The 18,961-nt window shown below is 41.4% G+C and carries 16 protein-coding genes; 13 read left to right on the forward strand and 3 right to left on the reverse strand.

The genetic code is table 11. From position 1 onward, the window contains the following. Positions 1 to 12 precede the first annotated feature (12 nt). From nrdF to nrdH, 3 genes are all read right to left on the reverse strand, one after another. A complete protein-coding gene (gene nrdF, locus A5867_RS04430; RefSeq protein WP_005225180.1) occupies positions 13 to 978 on the reverse strand; it encodes a class 1b ribonucleoside-diphosphate reductase subunit beta in 966 nt (321 codons plus the stop codon). A 97-nt stretch (positions 979 to 1,075) separates the two neighbouring features. Continuing rightward, on the reverse strand, positions 1,076 to 3,235 hold the full coding sequence (gene nrdE, locus A5867_RS04435) for a class 1b ribonucleoside-diphosphate reductase subunit alpha (protein WP_005225181.1): 2,160 nt from the start codon (positions 3,233 to 3,235) through the stop codon (positions 1,076 to 1,078). 97 nt (positions 3,236 to 3,332) lie between these two features. Beyond that, complete coding sequence (nrdH, locus tag A5867_RS04440) at positions 3,333 to 3,557, reverse strand: glutaredoxin-like protein NrdH (protein ID WP_005225182.1); 225 nt, start codon at positions 3,555 to 3,557, stop codon at positions 3,333 to 3,335. A 357-nt stretch (positions 3,558 to 3,914) separates the two neighbouring features. Between nrdH and A5867_RS04445 the strand changes: the two genes are divergently transcribed. The 13 genes from A5867_RS04445 (at position 3,915) to A5867_RS04505 (ending at position 18,941) form a co-directional block, all read left to right on the forward strand. Continuing rightward, positions 3,915 to 4,382 carry a ferrous iron transport protein A gene (locus tag A5867_RS04445; RefSeq protein WP_087626954.1) on the forward strand — a complete coding sequence of 156 codons (468 nt, stop codon included), beginning with the start codon at positions 3,915 to 3,917 and terminating at the stop codon, positions 4,380 to 4,382. Continuing rightward, positions 4,382 to 6,520 (forward strand): ferrous iron transport protein B, encoded by a 2,139-nt coding sequence (gene feoB, locus A5867_RS04450; protein ID WP_087626955.1) that lies wholly within the window; start codon positions 4,382 to 4,384, stop codon positions 6,518 to 6,520. Before A5867_RS04445 ends, feoB begins: the two co-directional genes overlap by 1 nt. After that, positions 6,517 to 6,648, forward strand: a complete 132-nt coding sequence (locus A5867_RS04455) for a hypothetical protein (protein ID WP_010747544.1) — start codon at positions 6,517 to 6,519, stop codon at positions 6,646 to 6,648. The genes feoB and A5867_RS04455 overlap by 4 nt, the downstream gene beginning before the upstream one ends. Positions 6,649 to 7,079: 431 nt before the next feature. Further along, positions 7,080 to 7,526, forward strand: coding sequence for a PTS sugar transporter subunit IIA (locus tag A5867_RS04460; protein WP_016610455.1), 447 nt, complete (start codon positions 7,080 to 7,082; stop codon positions 7,524 to 7,526). Between the two features lies 1 nt (position 7,527). Beyond that, positions 7,528 to 7,893: a PTS sugar transporter subunit IIB gene (locus A5867_RS04465; protein WP_016610456.1), complete on the forward strand. Its 366-nt coding sequence runs from the start codon at positions 7,528 to 7,530 to the stop codon at positions 7,891 to 7,893. A gap of 25 nt (positions 7,894 to 7,918) precedes the next feature. Continuing rightward, the gene (locus A5867_RS04470; RefSeq protein WP_016610457.1) at positions 7,919 to 9,205 is read left to right on the forward strand and encodes a PTS ascorbate transporter subunit IIC; all 1,287 of its coding nucleotides are present in this window, start codon (positions 7,919 to 7,921) and stop codon (positions 9,203 to 9,205) included. A gap of 24 nt (positions 9,206 to 9,229) precedes the next feature. Continuing rightward, on the forward strand, positions 9,230 to 9,895 hold the full coding sequence (locus A5867_RS04475) for an SIS domain-containing protein (RefSeq protein WP_087626956.1): 666 nt from the start codon (positions 9,230 to 9,232) through the stop codon (positions 9,893 to 9,895). After that, positions 9,892 to 10,797: a 4-hydroxy-tetrahydrodipicolinate synthase gene (dapA, locus tag A5867_RS04480; protein WP_016610459.1), complete on the forward strand. Its 906-nt coding sequence runs from the start codon at positions 9,892 to 9,894 to the stop codon at positions 10,795 to 10,797. The genes A5867_RS04475 and dapA overlap by 4 nt, the downstream gene beginning before the upstream one ends. Positions 10,798 to 10,820: 23 nt before the next feature. Continuing rightward, a complete protein-coding gene (locus tag A5867_RS04485; protein WP_087626957.1) occupies positions 10,821 to 12,923 on the forward strand; it encodes a BglG family transcription antiterminator in 2,103 nt (700 codons plus the stop codon). A gap of 434 nt (positions 12,924 to 13,357) precedes the next feature. After that, entirely contained in the window at positions 13,358 to 14,623 is a 1,266-nt protein-coding gene (locus A5867_RS04490; RefSeq protein ID WP_087626958.1) for a CapA family protein, read from the forward strand. A 182-nt stretch (positions 14,624 to 14,805) separates the two neighbouring features. Then, positions 14,806 to 15,216 carry a hypothetical protein gene (locus tag A5867_RS04495; RefSeq protein WP_074934482.1) on the forward strand — a complete coding sequence of 137 codons (411 nt, stop codon included), beginning with the start codon at positions 14,806 to 14,808 and terminating at the stop codon, positions 15,214 to 15,216. Between the two features lie 149 nt (positions 15,217 to 15,365). Continuing rightward, positions 15,366 to 17,750 (forward strand): helix-turn-helix domain-containing protein, encoded by a 2,385-nt coding sequence (locus A5867_RS04500; RefSeq protein ID WP_087626959.1) that lies wholly within the window; start codon positions 15,366 to 15,368, stop codon positions 17,748 to 17,750. Between the two features lie 144 nt (positions 17,751 to 17,894). Beyond that, positions 17,895 to 18,941 carry a Gfo/Idh/MocA family oxidoreductase gene (locus A5867_RS04505; protein WP_087626960.1) on the forward strand — a complete coding sequence of 349 codons (1,047 nt, stop codon included), beginning with the start codon at positions 17,895 to 17,897 and terminating at the stop codon, positions 18,939 to 18,941. Positions 18,942 to 18,961 lie beyond the last annotated feature (20 nt).

Below are 18,961 nucleotides of genomic sequence, written 5' to 3' on the forward strand. Positions count from 1 at the left end.
TTTGTCAGCAGATCAATCAAGTCCGATGAAGTAGTCATCGTCTTTCATCGCTTCTACGGAACCAAGCAGATACCCGTTCCCAACTTGTGAGAAGAAGTCGTGGTTGCTGGTACCAGTTGAAATACCGTTCATGACGATTGGATTGACATCGTTGGCGGTATCTGGGAAAAGCGGGTCTTGTCCTAGATTCATCAAAGCCTTATTGGCATTGTAACGCAAGAAGGTTTTGACTTCTTCGGTCCAGCCGATCTCATCGTATAATTCTTCGGTATAACGCTCTTCATTTTCATACAACTCATACAACAAGTCGTACATCCAGTCTTTCAGCTTTTGCTGTTCGTCTTCTGGTAATTCGTTGAAACCTAATTGGAATTTGTAGCCGATATACGTGCCGTGAACGGATTCGTCACGAATGATCAATTTGATGATCTCCGCTACGTTCGCTAGTTTGTTATTGCCTAAGTAGTAAAGGGGTGTATAGAAACCTGAATAGAATAAGAAGGTCTCTAGAAATACACTGGCGATTTTTTTCTCTAGCGGTGTGCCATTTTTGTAGATCTCATTGATTCGTTCGGCTTTCTTTTGCAAATATGGATTGGTGTTGGTCCATTCAAAAATATCAGCGATCTCCGCTTTTGTATTCAGGGTGCTGAAAATCGATGAATAGCTTTTTGCATGGACAGATTCCATAAATTGGATGTTGTTCAAGACCGCTTCTTCATGTGGGGTGCGGACATCTTTACGCAGTTGATCCATACCGCTTTCTGATTGAACGGTATCTAATAAAGTCAAGCCGCCAAAGACGTAGCCCACCGTTGTTTTTTCTAATGGAGATAGCGTCCGCCAGTCATCAAGGTCATTTGATAAAGGGATCCGCGTATCTAACCAGAATTGTTCTGTTAATTTTTCCCAAGTGGATTTATCGATGATATCTTCGATCTCATTCCAGTTGATTGCTTCATAGTAAGTCTTACCCATAGTCGGTTCCTCCAATAATCGTATCAAGACAACAGCCGACCCGCTGTCAAGAAAGAGCAGGGGCAGGCGGTTGGTTCGTTTTCAGGCAAAAGTTGGATTAGATGACGCAGCTTTCACATTGGTTGCTGCCGATCTCTTCTGCATCATCTGTAAAGGTCCGTACATAGTAGATCGATTTGATGCCTTTGTGGAAAGCGTAGTGACGCAAAATGTTCAAATCACGGGTGGTTTGTTTTGTCGTTTCTTTCCATTCGTAAAGACCTTCTGGAATATCTGAACGCATAAACAAGGTCATACTCATACCTTGATCGACGTGTTTTTGAGCAGTTGCGTAAACATCGATCACTTTGCGCATATCCATATCGTAGGCTGATTTGTAGTAGCCGATCGTCTCATTGCTCAAGTAAGGTGCTGGATAGTAGATCTTGCCGATTTTCTTTTCTTGGCGTTCTTCGATCATCCGAGTGATTGGGTGGATGCTGGCACTCGTATCATTGATATAAGAGATCGAACCATTTGGTGCAACGGCTAGGCGGTTTTGGTGATACAAGCCGGTTTCTTTGACGGTTTGTGCCAAGGCTGCCCAATCTTCACCAGTTGGTAAAAAGACGCCTTCAAACAATGCTTTGACTTTTTCCGATTTTGGTTGGTAGTCACCTTGGATATAATCGGTGAAGTAGCTGCCGTCTGCATACGCTGATTTTTCAAAGTTATGGAAAACTTCGCCTTTTTCTTTGGCGATGGCATTGCTTTCAACCAATGTCCAATAGTTCAACAACATGAAATAAAGATCAGTAAATTCAAGGGATTCTGGTGAACCGTATTCCATTTGATTTTTTGCAAAATAGGTATGCAAGCCCATTGCGCCTAAACCGATCGTGTGGTTCAAGGCATTCCCATTTTGGATCGATGGTACTACGTCAATGTCAGACGCATCAGTAACAAAGGTCAAGGCACGAGTCATTGCTCGAACAGATTTCCCAAAGTCAGGGCTGTCCATCAAGTTCACGATATTGGTGGAACCTAAGTTACAGCTGATATCTGTTCCTAAAACTTCGTATTCTTGTTTGCCGTTGATCTCAGATGGTGCTTGGACTTGAAGGATCTCGGAACAAAGATTACTCATGATGATCTTGCCATCAATTGGGTTGCTGCGGTTTGCTGTATCGATATTGATGATATAAGGATAACCAGATTCTTGCTGCAATTTAGAAATTTCGTTTTCTAGATCACGGGCTCTGATTTTGGTTTTGCGAATCCGTGGGTTCATGACTAAGTTGTCGTATTCCTTGGTGATATCGACATAAGAGAAGGGTACGCCATATTCTTTTTCGACACTGTAGGGACTAAAGAGATACATCTCTTCATTTTTGCGCGTCAATTCGTAGAATTTGTCAGGTACGATCACGCCTAATGATAAGGTTTTGACACGGATTTTTTCATCCGCATTTTCTTTTTTCGCTGATAAAAAGCTGATGATGTCTGGGTGGAAGACGTTCAAGTAGACCACGCCAGCCCCTTGCCGTTGACCCAATTGGTTTGAGTAGCTGAAGCTATCTTCAAACAATTTCATTACAGGCATCACACCACTTGCTGCCCCTTCGTAGCCTTTGATAGGCGCGCCGGCTTCCCGCAAGTTTGATAACGTGATCCCGACACCGCCACCGATTCGTGAAAGTTGCAGCGCGGAGTTGATCCCACGACCGATCGCGTTCATGTCATCAGTGATTTGGATCAAGAAACAAGAAACCAACTCACCGCGACGTTTGCGTCCTGCATTCAAGAAAGAAGGGGTTGCTGGTTGGTAACGTTGGTAGATCATTTCATCTGCCAAGCTCATTGCTAACTCTTCATTGCCATCCGCAAAGTAAAGGGCGTTGAAAGCGACCCGATCTTCGTAACGTTCTAGATACGCGGTACCATCATTCGTTTTTAATGCGTATTGTGAATAAAACTTGTAAGCAGCCATAAATGATTTGAAAGTAAAGTGTTGCTCATCTAAGAATTGATACAATTGCTCAATAAAGGCAGGGCGATACTTTTTGATAAATTCTTCTTCTAAATAATCATTTTCAATCAAATAATTGATTTTGTCCATTGCAGTCGCAAAGGTTAAGGTATTTGGTTCAACGTTTTCTTTAAAGAATGCCGCTAAGGCTTCTTTGTCTTTATTTAATGGAATTTGACCATCTACTGGACGGTTGATCTCATTATTCAATTTGAAATAACTGACATCTTTGATTTCTTTCAAGCTCATAAATGGCTAACCTCTTTTCTTGTTTTGTTCGTATAAAAAAGGACTTGCGGTCTGGACGACTGACAAATCCCTCAAAAGCATCACATTGAGAAAAATCTTAGCTCGCTAATTGACGTAGTTGATCTGGACGGAAACCGATGATCGTTTGCGCATCAGAGGTAATGACTGGCACACTTTGGAATCCTTGTTCTTTCAAAAATTCTAATGCTTCAGGCTCATTATCAATATTGATTTCTTCAAATGCAATCTGATTTTCACTTAAAAAGCGTTTCGCCATTTTACATTGCATGCAGTTGTTTTTAGAAAATAGTTTGATATTCATAATTGTTTCCTCCGAGTTGTAATAGTTATAAACCTAGTATAAATAAGTCTCGGAGAAAGTCAACGAAAAAACACTATATCTTGTGCTTGTGAATTCGACATACACAATTTATAGTGTTTCTGTGTTTTTTATGCAAGGGAAAAAAGCGGAAAATACTTAGAATTACAAGGTTTTTGCGTAATTAATACAGGGGATATGCAATCAAAATGAGTAAAAAAAATCCTTATTGTGAAGGAAGATTCAAAGTGAGGCCCAAAACAGATTGACTTCTTATGGAAATGGCTCTATTATAATGATAATCATTCTCGATTAAAGTGGGTTAATTAAAACAACATTTCACAAAAGGAGTAAGAAGCAATGAAAATGGCGCAAACTCGGGCTTCTGGAACATACAAAATCGACTCGTTGGCAACCACCAAAGAAATCACGGCTCATTTAAATGATCTTGGTATTCGCACGGGCGTTGAAATCGTTGTGGTACAAAAAGATCGCAAAGGCGGCATCATTTTACACCAAGGGACGCGGATCGCTTTAGATGAACGGGTCATGGAACAAATCGATGTCACAGAAATCCAGCAGCAAACCATCATTACCTCTTTGGATCAGCTGAAAGTCGGTGAAAGCGGGAAGGTCAATCAGATCGCCGCCAAAGGTGCGGTGCGCCGTCGATTGATGGATATGGGGCTTACGAAAAACGTCCATTTGGTAGTGGTGAAGCTGGCTCCTTTGGGTGATCCGATGGAGATTCGGCTCCGCGGCTATGAATTGTCTTTGAGAAAGCAAGAAGCAGCGTTGGTTTTTGTCGAAAAAGGAGTCGAAGCGTAATGACCTATCACTTTGCATTAGCAGGAAATCCCAATAGCGGGAAAACGAGTACCTTCAATCAATTGACCGGTGCCAAACAAACAGTGGGGAATTGGCCAGGCGTTACCGTGGAACGAAAAGCGGGGCGACTGCGAAAAGACCGACAAGTGTTGATCCAAGATCTACCAGGGATCTATTCCTTGTCGCCGTACACACCAGAAGAACTGATTTCTCGCAATTATTTGATGGAAGCATCATTGGACGCGGTGATCAATATTATCGATGGAACCAACCTGGAGCGCAACCTGTATCTAACATTGCAATTATTAGAAATGAATGTCCCGACTGTGGCAGCCATCAACATGATCGACCTATTAAAGAAAAAAGGCTTGCAGATCAATTTCGAAAAGCTGGCTTACGGTCTAGGAATTCCCGTAGTGGGCATCAGTGCTTTGAAGCAACGCGGCTTAACCAAAATGATCGAGGCAGCGAAGCATGTAGCCAACACACAACCGCTTCCTCCCCGCTACGATGCTCGTCTAGAAGCTGGCTTGACCGAGATCATGGCGATTTTGCCAGAGACGATCCCTCAGCAGCAAAAACGCTGGTTTGCCATAAAACTCTTTGAAAAAGATGAAGCGATTCAGACGATGTGTAAACTGACTGATTCCCAGCAGGCAGTCCTTCAGGAGACGATTTCGATTTTAGAGCTGATCTTTAAAGACAGCAGTGACGCCATTCTCGTCAATGAGCGCTATGGCTTCATTGAAGAATTGTTGGCGCTGGCAGTCATCAAGGAAACAGATCAGCACTTAGCCTTCAGCGACAAAATCGACCGTGTGTTGACCCATCGCGTATTGGCACTACCGATTTTTGCCTTCATTATGTGGGGAATCTACTATTTATCGATTCAGACGATTGGTACGATTGGTACTGATTGGGTCAATGATGTATTATTTGGCAGCTGGATTCCCGAAACAGCAGCGCACTGGCTAGAACAGCTGCAAGTCGCCCAGTGGCTGCAAGAACTGATTTTAGACGGCATCGTGGCTGGTGTCGGTGCGGTCTTAGGCTTTTTGCCGCAGATCTTCGTGCTGTTTTTTTGTTTGGCTATCTTGGAGGACTGCGGATACATGGCACGGGTGGCATTTGTCATGGACCGCCTGTTTCGCAAGTTTGGTCTATCTGGCAAGTCGTTTATCCCCATGTTGATCGCTACCGGTTGCGGGGTGCCGGGGGTGATGGCAAGCCGAACAATTGAAAATGAAAAGGATCGTCGGTTGACGGTGATGGTCACGACCTTCATGCCTTGTTCTGCCAAATTGCCGATCATCGCATTGATTTCAGGAGCCTTTTTCCCTCAGTATAGTTGGGTCGCCCCATCGGCCTATTTTGTCGGCATGGGTGCTGTGATTTTTTCAGGGATCGTCTTGAAAAAAACGCCTTTATTTGCAGGTGATCTGGCACCATTTATTATGGAACTGCCAGCGTATCACTTGCCGCAGCTCACAACGATTTTGAAAAGTGCCTGTGATCGAGCCATTGCTTTTGTGAAAAAAGCCGGGACGATAATTTTTGTGGCTTGTATCTTTGTCTGGTTTACCTCCAGCTACAGCTTTGCCTTGCAGCGGGTCACAGAAGACCAAAGCATTTTGGCCTTTTTCGGACGACTTTTGGCGCCGCTTTTTGCTCCCCTAGGCTGGGGAACCTGGCGAGGCGCCGTGGCGACGATCACTGGCCTGGTCGCCAAAGAAAATGTGATCGGCACCTTTGGGATCCTCTACGGACAAACCGGGGAGTTGTCAGAAAGCGGGACGGAGATTTGGCAAGTGTTGCGCGGCGATTACACTACTGTGGCGGCATACTCTTTTCTCGTCTTTAATTTACTATGTGCCCCTTGTTTTGCTGCTATCGGTGCGATCCACCGTGAAATGGGGGACAGCAAGTGGACGTGGTTAGCCATTGGCTATCAATGCGGCTTGGCATACTGCGCCAGCTTGTTGGTCTACCAATTCGGGCACGTCGTCTTTGAAGGCGGACACCTCACGCTGGGTGTTTTCGCGGCAATCCTCATTGCTGGGCTATTGGTATTTGCTCTGTTGAAGAAACCATTCCGCGGGAGTGTACCCTTGATCCAAATCGTAGGAGGCGAAAAATGATTGCTACAATAATTCTAAGCGGCCTGATTTTTGGCTATGGCACCCGTGTAGTGTACCGCATGGTGAAAAAGGATCATTGTTCTGATTGTCATAGCAGTTGTCCCGTGAAGCATGAGGAAGCAAAGTAGAAAATAGCAGTTGTAAGTAAAAATTTGTGTGAAAATACCTACGGGTAGAAATACAATTGAAACGGTAGATCTTAGCCATGAATAGATTGTTTGCTTTAAGAAGTTCTTAGTTTATTTAAGAGCTTCTTTTTTTATTGTGGGTGCAAGCAAAAGATCTGTCCATTTTTGGTTCACTTTTTCCTTGAGAGAATAAGTTTTGTGAACTGCTCAAGAAGGTTATCGAGAAAAACTGGAGGCTAATAAAAAAAATAGCCAGTATACCTGGTCTTTTTGAAAGGAGCAGTTCACTTAATCTGGAAGCGCGTACAAATATGTGGTCTCAAATCGTCTATTCAGGCCAGAACTTTTCACTTATAGTGTGTGTATAGGAATGATCTCGAGAAATTCTTTACTAAAACCTAAAGAAATTTTTTTAGAAAGGAAATCGTCGTTTGCAAACTACATTATTAACAAAAGAAAACATTTTACTTCAACAAGACAGTACCAGTTGGCAAGAAGCAATCAAAAAAGCTGCCCAGCCGTTATTGAAGAATGGCAGCGTTACAAAACAGTATGTCGAAGCGATGGTTCAATCTGTCTTAGATGCCGGGCCGTATATCGTGCTTATGCCTGGGTTTGCTTTGGCCCATGCCCGATCAGAAGATGGGGTTTGTCGTTTAGGACTAAGTGCGATGACATTAAATACCCCCATCTCATTTGGTTCGCCCAATGATCCAGTGAAAGTCATTTTCTGTTTGGCAGCGATAGACCCGACCAGTCATTTGGAACTGATGGGTGAGTTAGCAGAAGTTTTAGCAAGGGACAATATCATTGATCGTTTAGCAAATGTGCAGACACCAGAAGCATTTATAAAACTATTAGAAGAAACGAGGAGTTAAGATGGGATTCTTTCAAAAAAAGAAAAATGATGCATCGATCCAAGCAGATGCAAAACCTAAGACAAGTAATGGAAAGAAATATTTGATAGCGGTTGCATGCCGTGCGGGGATGGGGAGTTCAACGCTGCTTCACATAAAAGTAAAATCAGTGATTGAAGAAAACGGCTATCCCATTGAAACGATTCATGGAAACCTAGACGTCCTCATTGGTTTTACGGGCGATGCCTTTATGAGTATGGCAGATATCGCAGCGGAACCTGATTTTCAAAACAAACCTTATGAAGTCATAGGCATTCAAAATATTATGAGTAAAGAAGAGATCCAAGGAAAACTAGAAACATTTCTTGAAACGATGCAAACAAAATAAATTGATGGAGCGAGGAATAAATTGAATGGCAATTTTAGTAATGAACCAATTCAGAAATACTGCTGTCTTGCTAATGATTTTGGCTTTGATTGGGTTACTTGCACAAAGAAAGCCTGCGAAGGAGACCCTGAGCGGTGTCCTCAAAGTGGGCATTGGGTTTATGATTTTTAATATTGGTGGTGGTCATGTAGGAACGATTGCTGCAAATTTTGCCACGTTGTTTCAGACCGCATTTGGTGTTCAAGGGACGGTTCTGGCAGTAGAGCCTGCTACAGCGTTAGCCATGGATGTATATGGTTTTGAAATATCAATGATTATGGGCTTAGGGTTCATATTCGGATTAGTTATTGCGAAATTGACGCCTTTAAAATCAATTTTCTTAACCGGTCAGCATTATCTTTTCTTTGCTGCTGTCATTGGGTTGATTTTTATTTCGAACGGTATGCCCACTTGGGTAACAGTTATCTTTGGTTCTTTGGTGCTAGGTTTTGCAGGAGCAGGGCTGCCCAAATTGGCTCAGAAATATACAGATGAGCTGACAGGTAATGCAGGGGTTGCACTAGGTCACTTTAACTTGATTTTTTACTGGTTCTCAGGTGTCATCGGCAGTGTCATTGGAGGGAAAAATTGGCAAGCAAAGAAAGAGAAAGCAGCCAATCGCGAGCTTCCTGATTTCTTCTCCGTATTCCGAGATTTTGTCTTCTCTGTTGCATTTTTCATGATTATTCTTTTCTACATTGCAACGATCGCAGCAGTTTTAAGTGGTCATATGGATGTCGTTCAAGAAATGGCTGGCAACGACTTATGGTTCTTATATCCGTTGATTCAAGGGTTGCAATTTGCTGCGGGGATGTCTGTACTGATTTATGGTGTGCGTCAATTTATTGCTGAATTAACGGCTGCCTTCGTGGCGATCTCAGAAAAATATATCCCAGGATCAATGCCGGCAGTAGATGTTCCTGTGTTTTTCCAATATGCGCCAACCATGGTTCCTGTCGGTTTTATTACCTCGTTTATAGGTGGGTTAACAGCGACGTTTGCCATGGCTGCTATGGGTTCTCCCGTTGTGCTTTTGCCAGCAGCTGGGATTGCTTTTTTCTCGGGTGGAACCATGGGTGTCTTTGGTTCAATAAGAGGCGGGTTGAAAGGGGCGATCATCGCATCCTTCTTAGGCGGTATTTTGCTGACTGCATTGCCTTTGGTGCTTTTCCCAGCTTTTTCTGAATTAGGCATCACAGACGCTGGATTTCCTCAAATCGACTACAATATTATCGGAATTTTACTAGACAAAATCTTAAAACTATTTAGTTAAACAGTATGATTAGCAAGGAGAAGGATGGATACAATTTCTCCTTGCTATAAGAAAGGAAAATCTGTATTGAATGAAAAAAACGTTTTGTTTGCATATAGTTCGAATTTAAAAGCCCAAAGCGATGCTCAATTTTATCGGCTTGAAGAAGAAGAAGTCTATCAACAGATGGTGAAGGCCAAAGAACTTATTCTCCATGCAGAAAAAAATCATAAGCGCGTTCATGTAACAGGCGTGGGAAAATGTTCCTATGTAGCAGGCTATGCAGCTTCACTTTTCTCATCTGTCGGTACGCCAGCCTATTTTTTAGACACAACCGAAACTGTGCACGGATCGGCAGGACAAGTCGTGGCTGGCGATGTAGTGATTGCGATAAGTAATAGTGGGAACACCAAAGAATTAGAATATGCACTTGCTGCCTTAAAAGCCAATGGCGCTGTAATTTTAGCGGTAACAGGAAATGAAGATTCTTCCCTAGCTTCCTGTGCTGAAGTCACATTGTCTTCTTATGTTTCCCAAGAAGGGGACTCATTGAATAAACCGCCACGTTCCTCTGTGATCGCCCAAATGATCCAGCTGCAGGTTTTGTCGGTGTTGCTGCAAGAAGCAAAAGAAATCAATTTAGAAGATTACCTTAAATGGCATCCAGGGGGAAGCTTAGGAGCAACGACAAAAAAGGAGCTTACACAATGAAAATCAGAGGAATTATACCAGCAATGGTCACACCATTAAATGAGAACGGCATCAATGAAGAGGGCACTAGAAAGCTTGTCAGGCATTTGATTGCTGGTGGTGTCCACGGGTTGTTTATTTTAGGAACCAATGGCGAATTTCATACCTTAAGCAAAGAAGAGAAAATCCAGTTTGCAAAAATCGTTGTCGATGAAGTATCGGGCAGAGTACCAGTATTTGCAGGTGCCGGAGATATCGCAACGAATAAAGTGATTGAGTTAGTAAATGAGTTTGCAAAAATCGGCGTTGATGCTGCTTCCATTATTACACCATATCTTTTGAAATATACCGATGAAGAGCTGATTCATCATTACCGTGTGATTGCTGAGCAAACGACACTACCAATCATTTTGTACAATATTCCGCCAAATACTAGAAATTTCATCAATCGTCATGTTTTCTCGGAATTACTCAAAATTGATTCGATCATTGGGATAAAAGATTCGAGCGGTGATCTAGAAAATTTTAAGGGCTATCTTGAATTAAATCATCGACAGGATTTCTCTTTGCTGATGGGAAGCGACTCTAAGATTTTAGAAGCGCTACAGTTAGGAGCAGATGGCTCTGTGGCTTCAACCGCAAATGTTGTGACGAAAACAGATGTGTCGATCTATGAACAATTTGTAGCTGGAAACATAGAACAAGCGCGGCAAGCACAAGCAAGTATTGATGATTTTAGAGAAGCCTGCAAATGCTCAACGATTCCGTCTGGGCTCAAATACTGTTTGCGGGCAATCGGACAGGATGTTGGGTTACCGAAACTGCCTGTTCTAGATCTTACGAAAGAAGAAAAGCAGCAGGTGGATCAAGTGCTTCAAAAATATGTACAAGCGGAAGGATTTACATTGAAAGTAGAACAGTAGGCTGCAGAAATGGGGGAACATTGATGGTGAAAATTGACTATAGGACGAGAAAGATGATGATGGCTCTGATTGAAAAACCGACCATCAGTTACGATTATCTTCAGCGGAATTATTCTATGAACCGCACTCAAATAGAGTATACCATTGATAAAATCAACCAGTTTCTATCTGCCCAAAAACTACCACTTAGCGTGAATAAGGAAAGTGTGATCCGACTGCCTGAAAAAAGCAAGGAATATTTGTTGGAGTCATTTTTACGTGAGCGTATGTTTAAATATTATGAGATGAGTTCAAAAGAACGAGGAAAATATATCTTTTTGACGCTCTTTTACTACGAGAAAGATTATCTGTCGGTCAACCATTTTTTAGATGCGTTAAAAATCGGCAAAACAACCTTTATGAGTGATCTGCGCAAATTACAAGTGGAATTGCAGGGGTACGATATTTCAATCAGTTACTCGAGAAAAGAGGGGTATCACTTAGCAGGTGATGAACTGATGATTCGTTACGCTTTATTTCGAATGATTTTGGAAGATGTGACTAGCAAGGACGATGATTTTATCTACCGTTACTTTATTCATAACGAACGAATACAATTGGCGGATGAGCAGGACACTTATCTTTCTCTTCTTTTAGAAAAACATGCGATAGAGTTAGTTGAAAATAGATTGATTGAATTGAACTATATCCTTATTTTTTTATACCCAAGAATGGGCTTGAATGAATTTGATCTAAAGCCCTTTTCTAATGATCATGAGTTAGTAAAAATGAAGGAGTACCGCTTTGCTGAAGAAGTTTTAGAAAACGCAGGGGTGATGAATAGTATAGAAAAGAACTATCTCTGTGGGTGGGTACTGGGAATGGCATTAGGGAATGAAAAGGAATGGCTTCAAGGAAATTTGGTCATCATTGACTTGGTAGAAAGAATTGTCGAGCGATTTGAATTGCTTTCAGGTATTCGTTTCAAGGATAAACACTCTGTCATCAAGCAATTATATAGCCATTTTCGACCGACTTATTTCCGAATGCTGTTTCGATTACCGATCATCAACCCTATGCAGGAGAAAATTTTTGAAAAATATAATGACCTTTATCAGATCGTAAAAGAAACCTTGAGACCAATCAGTGATAGCTTTGATTCAAAGCTTCCAGATGAAGAAGTAGCCTTTTTAACCATGCACTTTGCGCTTTTGATCAGAAATTCTGAAGAATATATGGTGCAACAAAAAGTGGGGGTCGTTGTCTGCCCAAATGGTATTGGAAGCTCAGCAATCATTTACAATGAATTAAAGGAAATCTTTCCCTCTTTTATCTTATTGGGACCGATTGAAACAAGCGAACTGCATTCATTTGATCAGTCATACGATATCATTTTTACGACAAAACCCAACTTTCAACTTTATCCGTTAAAAAAGCCGATTTTTGTAGTAAACCCGATTATGTCTTACGAGGAACGAACCCAGTTGTTTTTAGATGTCAAATTCGAAACCAGTACAAGCATCAAGCCCAGTACTGTGACGATCGACGGCTTGATGCAGGTTATTCAACAATATTCAACAGTTACTAGTGAGTCAGCTCTGCGGCATCATTTAGAGAAATTTGTACAAGAGACCTGCTCGCCAACGGCATCTATCATGTCTCAAAAAGAGAAAAAGTCAAAAGAACCTGCAATGCTGTTGGATATGATGCGTCCAGAATTGATACAATTAAACAAAAAAGCCAGAACATGGGAAGAGGCCTTTTATCTCGCAGCCAATCCATTGATTGAAAGAAAGATCATCACAAGAAATTACATTGATTCGATCATTCAACAAACCAGATCAGAAGGCGCTTATATGGTGATATTCGATCAAGTTGCCTTACCGCATACGGTTCCGGAAGCAGGTGCAAAAAAACTTGGCATGGGATTGACAACGTTAGAATCTGAAGTATATGTCTTGGGAACGATTCCTGTAAAGTATATCTTTACCCTTTCTGCATTAGACAGCAAGCAGCATCTAAATGCGATGACTCAGTTTATTACCCTTATTGAATCCAAAGATTTTTTTCGAGAATTAGAAAAACATGAATGTCCGGAAACAGTTTATCAATGGTTTGCAGAGATTTTACGTACTGCTGTTGTATAAATTTTTTCGAAAATACTGTAAGTCTTATAGGATAAAACAGATACTCTTTGGTCTTTATTGAGAGAAGCGTGCGAAGTGGAGTCATTTGCCTTCATCATTTGCTGCTGTTCATCCGAACGCAAGCGATGTTACTCAGAACTGTTAACAGCGGAAGAATTAACTAATGATACTATTTATGCCGTTTGAGGTTAGTCCAGTTCTACAAGAAAGATGCATTCGGAAATCAGCTACCATAGAAGTGGAGAAACAGTTCGATCACGATCGGCTGTTTTTTTATTCTTTACAAAACGACCTATTAAAGGAATCTCAAATATAGTATAATTATTTAATGAAAAGATATTATTTAGTGGGGGTCGCAGGAAAGGGAGCAGGGAACCTCGTTAGAACGTAAACGAAGATAGGTTTTTGATAAAGCAGAGTGAAAGGGTGAGGGCATGAGACAACAACGAAGACGGGAGCGTCAGAAACACCAGCGGATCATTGTGGGGTTAAGTACAGCGTTGCTGGCAATCATACTTGGAGTGATTTATCTAGTGATTCAAGTGACAAGCATCCCCGAACAGCGTCATACAGCAGAAACGACAAAGGCAACAAAGCCAATGCAAGAAACGAGTAGTTCTACCGAAACAAAGCCAGCAGTAAAAACCATCACAGTGACAGCTAGTGGCGATATGCTTTATCATACACCTGTTTATTTAAGCGCTTACGATGGGAAGCGTTATGATTTTGACAATGATTTTGAGCAAGTCAAACCGCTGATTGCATCGGCGGACCTTGCTTTAGGTGATTTTGAAGGAACCATCAATCCTAATAAACCGCTTGGCGGTTTTCCCTTATTCAACGCCCCTATCGATGCTGTTGCCAGTATCAAAGACGCGGGCTTTGATGTGATTGATCTTGCCCATAACCATATTTTAGATACAGGGATCGAAGGAATCAAAACAACGGCGGCTGCTTTTCACGACCAAGGCTTGGCAACGATTGGTGTCACGGTCGACAATAGCGGAATCCTGGTCAAAGAAGTCAACGGGATTAAAGTTGCTCTCTTGGCCTATGCCTATGGCTTCAATGGCCTTGAAGAAAGCTTAACTCAAGCAGAGTATGACACCTATTTGAAAGACTTGTCGTTAGATAAAGTGGAAGCAGAGATCAAAGAAGCGGAAAGCTTGGCGGATATCACCATCGTGATGCCTCAGTCTGGTGTCGAGTATTCTTTAGAACCAACGGAAGAACAACAAACTGTTTATCGGAAGATGATCGATTTTGGTGCTGATATTATCTTCGGTGGCCATCCGCATGTAGCAGAACCAACCGAAATCATCGAAAAGGACGGTGAAAAGAAATTTATCATTTATTCAATGGGAAACTTATTGTCGAATCAACGTTATGAAACCGTCAATAACAACTATTGGACCGAACGAGGCGTCATCCCAGAAGTTGAAATCTCCAAAGAAGGGCAGCGGACCTATTTAAGCAAGATTGCCATGCATCCGACTTGGGTCTCCAAAGAACCGATCCCTGATCGTACCTATTATGATCCAGAATACGGCGTCTTGCAGGCCTTTGATTTTCAAGTCTACCTTGCCGAAGATTATCTGCCAGATGGGCAATATGCCAAAAATGTCCCTGAAGAAAAGCGCCAGCGGATCGAAACCGCCTACCATGAAATGCTGGAGCTGTTGGATTTGAAATGGGAGTAGTGAGGACAAGAAAGCAATCCGAATGTATATCGCCTTTTATCTTCTTTTTTATAGAAAAAATTCATTGTTTTTGGTTATATATGATAAAATAGAAGCGTTATTAGCGGTTTCATTCTTATCAGAAGATATGCCAAATGTAAGTATGAACGCTATAAGCAGGTGACTGAATGGGAGGGAACGAGATGAAATTACATGAAATTAAAACGACATATGGGTTAAGTCAAAAAAATTTTTATGGTTGGTTAAAAGATGAAGAAATGATTGTCAAAGCTGATTATGGATATATAGTAGGACCGAAAGCCTTTGAATGGATGAAAACATTGGAACAAGTTCGTACAGGAGCAAATGGATCAATCTATACATCGACACAAGTAGATGTTGAAGACAGTAAAGTCGCTATATTGGTAGAAATGTATGAACAATCGGGCGTTACTGATCTTTATTCACGCAAAAAAAATAAGCAGGCACAACAATCTGAAGAGTTACTGCAGGTAATGGCTGAATTAAAACGTGCAAATAACCGAATCAGTGTATTAGAAAATCAAGTATTGATTTTAACCAAACAGCTGGAGATATTCATAAGTGCGACTTGACTCTATGGGTCAAGTTTTTTTTCGCAGCCGAAACAGAACTCAGATAGGAGGGAATCACAATTATTTGAAAATTAGGTTTTCCTGCTTGACATTAATGGTATAGTAAGGATATTTAAACCTGCCTTATTTGGGCAAAAGGAGGGAAGGAAATGCTTCACATATTTGGGAAAGATTCCTCTACTAGCGGATTGAGGATTTTTACTGGAGAATTTCAGCAAGTGTTCTCAGAGAATCAAAACCTCGTTATTCATCTTTTAAAAGGCAAACTCCAGCTGCAATTTACCGATAAAAAGGCAACATTAGCGGCAAAAGACTTGTTCTTTATGAAAGCGAATACAAACGTTTCTCTTAAGAGTACGACAAATGAGACCTATGTGTTGCTTTATTTTGTGTCAACGTCCTTGCTGAATAGTGTTTTAGACATGACCCGCTACACGTTTAAAACAGAAAAAGTTCAACCTTATTCTCAACAAGAAAAAATCAATGAATCTTCATTGCAAATTGCTAGCTATTTAAAAGAAAGCGGAGGAAACTTGGACTTTCATTTGCTCGCATTGTCTGCCAACTTTTTAGATCACCTCAGTAAAACTGCTCTTATCTATCAACCGCTAAATAAGGCGACTGACACGCGAATGAATGAGATCCTTCACTATCTAGAAACGAATATGACCAAAATTATCACGCTAGATGAAATCGCTGCGTATTTCAATGTATCGTCAGCCTACTTCTCGCGTTTCTTTAAAAAGCAGGTGGGAATCAACTTTACTGAGTATTTAACAAATTTAAGGCTTGAAAAAGCGGCAGCGGCAATTCGTTCTTCTTCTGAACAAATTTCAGTGATTGCCGATCAGACAGGATTTGTCAATATCAACGGTTTTAATCGGAAGTTTAAGGAAAGATACGGCTATACCCCCCGTGACTATCGCAAGCAGTTTTCCCAGCAGCTTCCTAACGAGCCCAGTGATTCGTCTCAGCATTTTTTGCAGCAGCTGCCCACCGATGGCAAAGAAGAGCAATTGACAAAATATCAGGAGATTGTCTTTGATGCAAAAGGAACATCAAACAGCTACCCATGGAAACAGATCATGAATATTGGCAGCGCGGAAGATTTGCTGCAATCTGATTTGCGTAACCATGTTAACCGCCTGAAAAAAGAACTCGATTTGTCCTATATTCGCTTTTGGAATTTATTTACGAAAGGGATGAATATCGATCCTACGATTACTACGGCATATAACTTTGAAAAAATCGATAGCGTGTTAGATTTCTTAGTCAAAGAAAACCTACGCCCTTTTATTGAGTTACGGTATAAGATTCGACGCTTGCATAGCTCCACTCGTGAACACCTCGTCTATGAAAATGAAGACTTCAAATTTCGGTTAAACAGTGAGGAATGGTTTGATCTGTTGAGGCAATTTATGCGGCATATCCGCAATCGTTATGGCTTAAGCTGTATCCGCACGTGGATGTTTGAATTCAGCTTTGAGCACTATCAAGGAACCGATGGACTTGAAGAATTGATCACTCACTACAAAAAGACATATGAGCTGATCAAACAGTATAGCGACACGATAAAAATCGGTGGACCAGGAGCGATGGTGCAAGTCAGTTCGGCTTATGATTACCAAAGAGATTTAAAGCTATTTGAAGCCAACGAGGTGGCCTTCGACTTCTTATCTTATTTGATTTATCCTTATCAAGTAGATACAGGCGGCGAGCGAAATGCGAAACGAATAGCAACAGAAAATTATTTGCCAGAAGTCATTAATGCGCTTAGAGAAACATTGAATCAATCCAGTTATCGTCAAAAGGAACTTTACATCACAGAGTGGAACAACACGATCTCCAATCGGAATGCAATCAATGATAGTTTGTTCAAAGGAAGTTACTTGATAAAAAATTTGGCGGCTATTGTGGAGTTGGTAGATGGTATTGCTTATTGGGTTGGTTCTGATATTTTCAGCGAGTTTATCGATTCACGAGCAATCTTGCATGGGGGGGCTGGATTATTGGCAAAGGGATCAATTCCGAAACCAGCCTTTCATGCCCTTCGCTTTATGAACTTTTTAAATCAAGAACTGATTATCAACCTACCGGGCATAATTGCCAGTAAAAACGAAGAAGAACGAGAAGTCAGCCTGATCTTGTACAATTATCAAGCACCTAATGTTACTTATTATTTAACGGAGGAGAACAAGATACACATTGAGGAAATTGATACCTTTTTCGATGAAGACAAGTGCCAAGCAATTGCGCTTTCTTTTCAGTTAGCGCCTCAGCAACTCTACGAGATAAAATTGTTTCGGGTCAATCATAATAGCGGCAATGTGATTTCTGGTTGGCGAGATCTCGGGTATCGCCATTCGTTAAGAAAAAAAGACCTAGAATACTTAAAACTGAAAGCTGATCCAGATATAAAATTCCAGCAAGCAATGACCGACGTTGAAGGAAAGCTTAATCTTAGGCAAACGTTGGCTGCAAATGAGTTCATCTATATTGCCCTAACCCCTATTGATAGTGAAGTAGCGAGGTAAAAAAGTAATCATTACTTTTTTACCTCGCTTTTTTGTGCTGGACTCGTGATGGTAAAAAAGAAATGAGAGTAGGTCAAATAGAAAGCGGTTACTTTGTTTTGGAATCGCTAAAATTAAAGTGTAAATGAAAGGGAGGGAAAAGAAATGACGATCAGATTAGGAATCGTCGGATACGGCGGTATGGGGAAATGGCATGAGAAAAATGCCCCACGAGTAGCAGGTGTCGAGATTGTGGCAATTTGCGATATCGATCCTAAAAAACTAAAAGATATTTCTGATAGTAAATACGATGTCTATTTTTCAGCTGAGGAAATGTTTGAAAATGCGGCTATCAATACGGTTCTTCTCACCGTACCAAACCATCTGCATAAAGAAATGACGATCAAAGCCGCCAAAGCAGGTTTGAATATCATTGATGAAAAACCAGCAGCCTTAACTGTTAAGGAGTTTGACGAGATGATTGCTGCTGTGAAGGAGAATCATGTATTTTTCACGGTACATCAAAACCGTCGTTGGGATCGAGATTTTCGCATAATAAAAAAACTGGTGGACGAAAACCAGCTGGGCGAAGTGTTTACGATCGAGTCTCGTCTCCATACTGCCAATGGTCGAATCCATGAATGGCATCTCTACAAAAAGTACGGTGGAGGCATGATGTACGATTGGGGCGTTCATTTGATCGATCAAGCGATGCAAATGATGAAAGGTGCAAAGCCAATCACGATTTTTGCGGATATCAAAAGCATCATCAATGACGAGGTCGATGATTACTTCAATTTAACATTGAAGTTTGACAATGGCATTACTTACCATATTGAACTTGCCACCTATCTTTTGAAGTATCAACCTCGCTGGTTAGCAGCAGGGAATCGTGGAACTGCCTACATCAATTCTTTCGCTTGTGACGGAGGGATCGCCAGAACGAGTGAACTACTAGATAAATTGCCTGCTCAGATTGCTGAAACAGTGGCTGGACCGACCCGTCAATTTGCTCCGCAACCAGCCGGTGTGTTGTATGAAGAGCCCTTGCCAGAAGTAGTGACTGAATGGACAGACTTTTATCAAAATGTAGTTGCTGCGATTGAAGGAAAAGAAGAACCATTGATCAAAATCGCTGAAGTACGGGAAGTTCTAAGAATCATGGAAGCCGCTGTTCAATCCAGTGAAACCAATCAATCCGTTGCTCTTTGAACAAATAAGAAGGAGGAAAA

The sequence above is a fragment of the Enterococcus sp. 6D12_DIV0197 genome (genome assembly GCF_002174385.1).
GTDB lineage: Bacteria > Bacillota > Bacilli > Lactobacillales > Enterococcaceae > Enterococcus_D > Enterococcus_D casseliflavus.

What these genes read in the sequence shown, in the direction of transcription:
- nrdF (WP_005225180.1), bottom strand. Translation starts at nt 978, where the DNA reads ATGGGTAAGACTTACTATGAAGCAATCAACTGGAATGAGATCGAAGAT.
- nrdE (WP_005225181.1), bottom strand. Translation starts at nt 3,235, where the DNA reads ATGAGCTTGAAAGAAATCAAAGATGTCAGTTATTTCAAATTGAATAAT.
- nrdH (WP_005225182.1), bottom strand. Translation starts at nt 3,557, where the DNA reads ATGAATATCAAACTATTTTCTAAAAACAACTGCATGCAATGTAAAATG.
- A5867_RS04445 (WP_087626954.1), top strand. Translation starts at nt 3,915, where the DNA reads ATGAAAATGGCGCAAACTCGGGCTTCTGGAACATACAAAATCGACTCG.
- feoB (WP_087626955.1), top strand. Translation starts at nt 4,382, where the DNA reads ATGACCTATCACTTTGCATTAGCAGGAAATCCCAATAGCGGGAAAACG.
- A5867_RS04455 (WP_010747544.1), top strand. Translation starts at nt 6,517, where the DNA reads ATGATTGCTACAATAATTCTAAGCGGCCTGATTTTTGGCTATGGCACC.
- A5867_RS04465 (WP_016610456.1), top strand. Translation starts at nt 7,528, where the DNA reads ATGGGATTCTTTCAAAAAAAGAAAAATGATGCATCGATCCAAGCAGAT.
- A5867_RS04470 (WP_016610457.1), top strand. Translation starts at nt 7,919, where the DNA reads ATGGCAATTTTAGTAATGAACCAATTCAGAAATACTGCTGTCTTGCTA.
- A5867_RS04475 (WP_087626956.1), top strand. Translation starts at nt 9,230, where the DNA reads ATGGATACAATTTCTCCTTGCTATAAGAAAGGAAAATCTGTATTGAAT.
- dapA (WP_016610459.1), top strand. Translation starts at nt 9,892, where the DNA reads ATGAAAATCAGAGGAATTATACCAGCAATGGTCACACCATTAAATGAG.
- A5867_RS04485 (WP_087626957.1), top strand. Translation starts at nt 10,821, where the DNA reads ATGGTGAAAATTGACTATAGGACGAGAAAGATGATGATGGCTCTGATT.
- A5867_RS04490 (WP_087626958.1), top strand. Translation starts at nt 13,358, where the DNA reads ATGAGACAACAACGAAGACGGGAGCGTCAGAAACACCAGCGGATCATT.
- A5867_RS04495 (WP_074934482.1), top strand. Translation starts at nt 14,806, where the DNA reads ATGAAATTACATGAAATTAAAACGACATATGGGTTAAGTCAAAAAAAT.
- A5867_RS04500 (WP_087626959.1), top strand. Translation starts at nt 15,366, where the DNA reads ATGCTTCACATATTTGGGAAAGATTCCTCTACTAGCGGATTGAGGATT.
- A5867_RS04505 (WP_087626960.1), top strand. Translation starts at nt 17,895, where the DNA reads ATGACGATCAGATTAGGAATCGTCGGATACGGCGGTATGGGGAAATGG.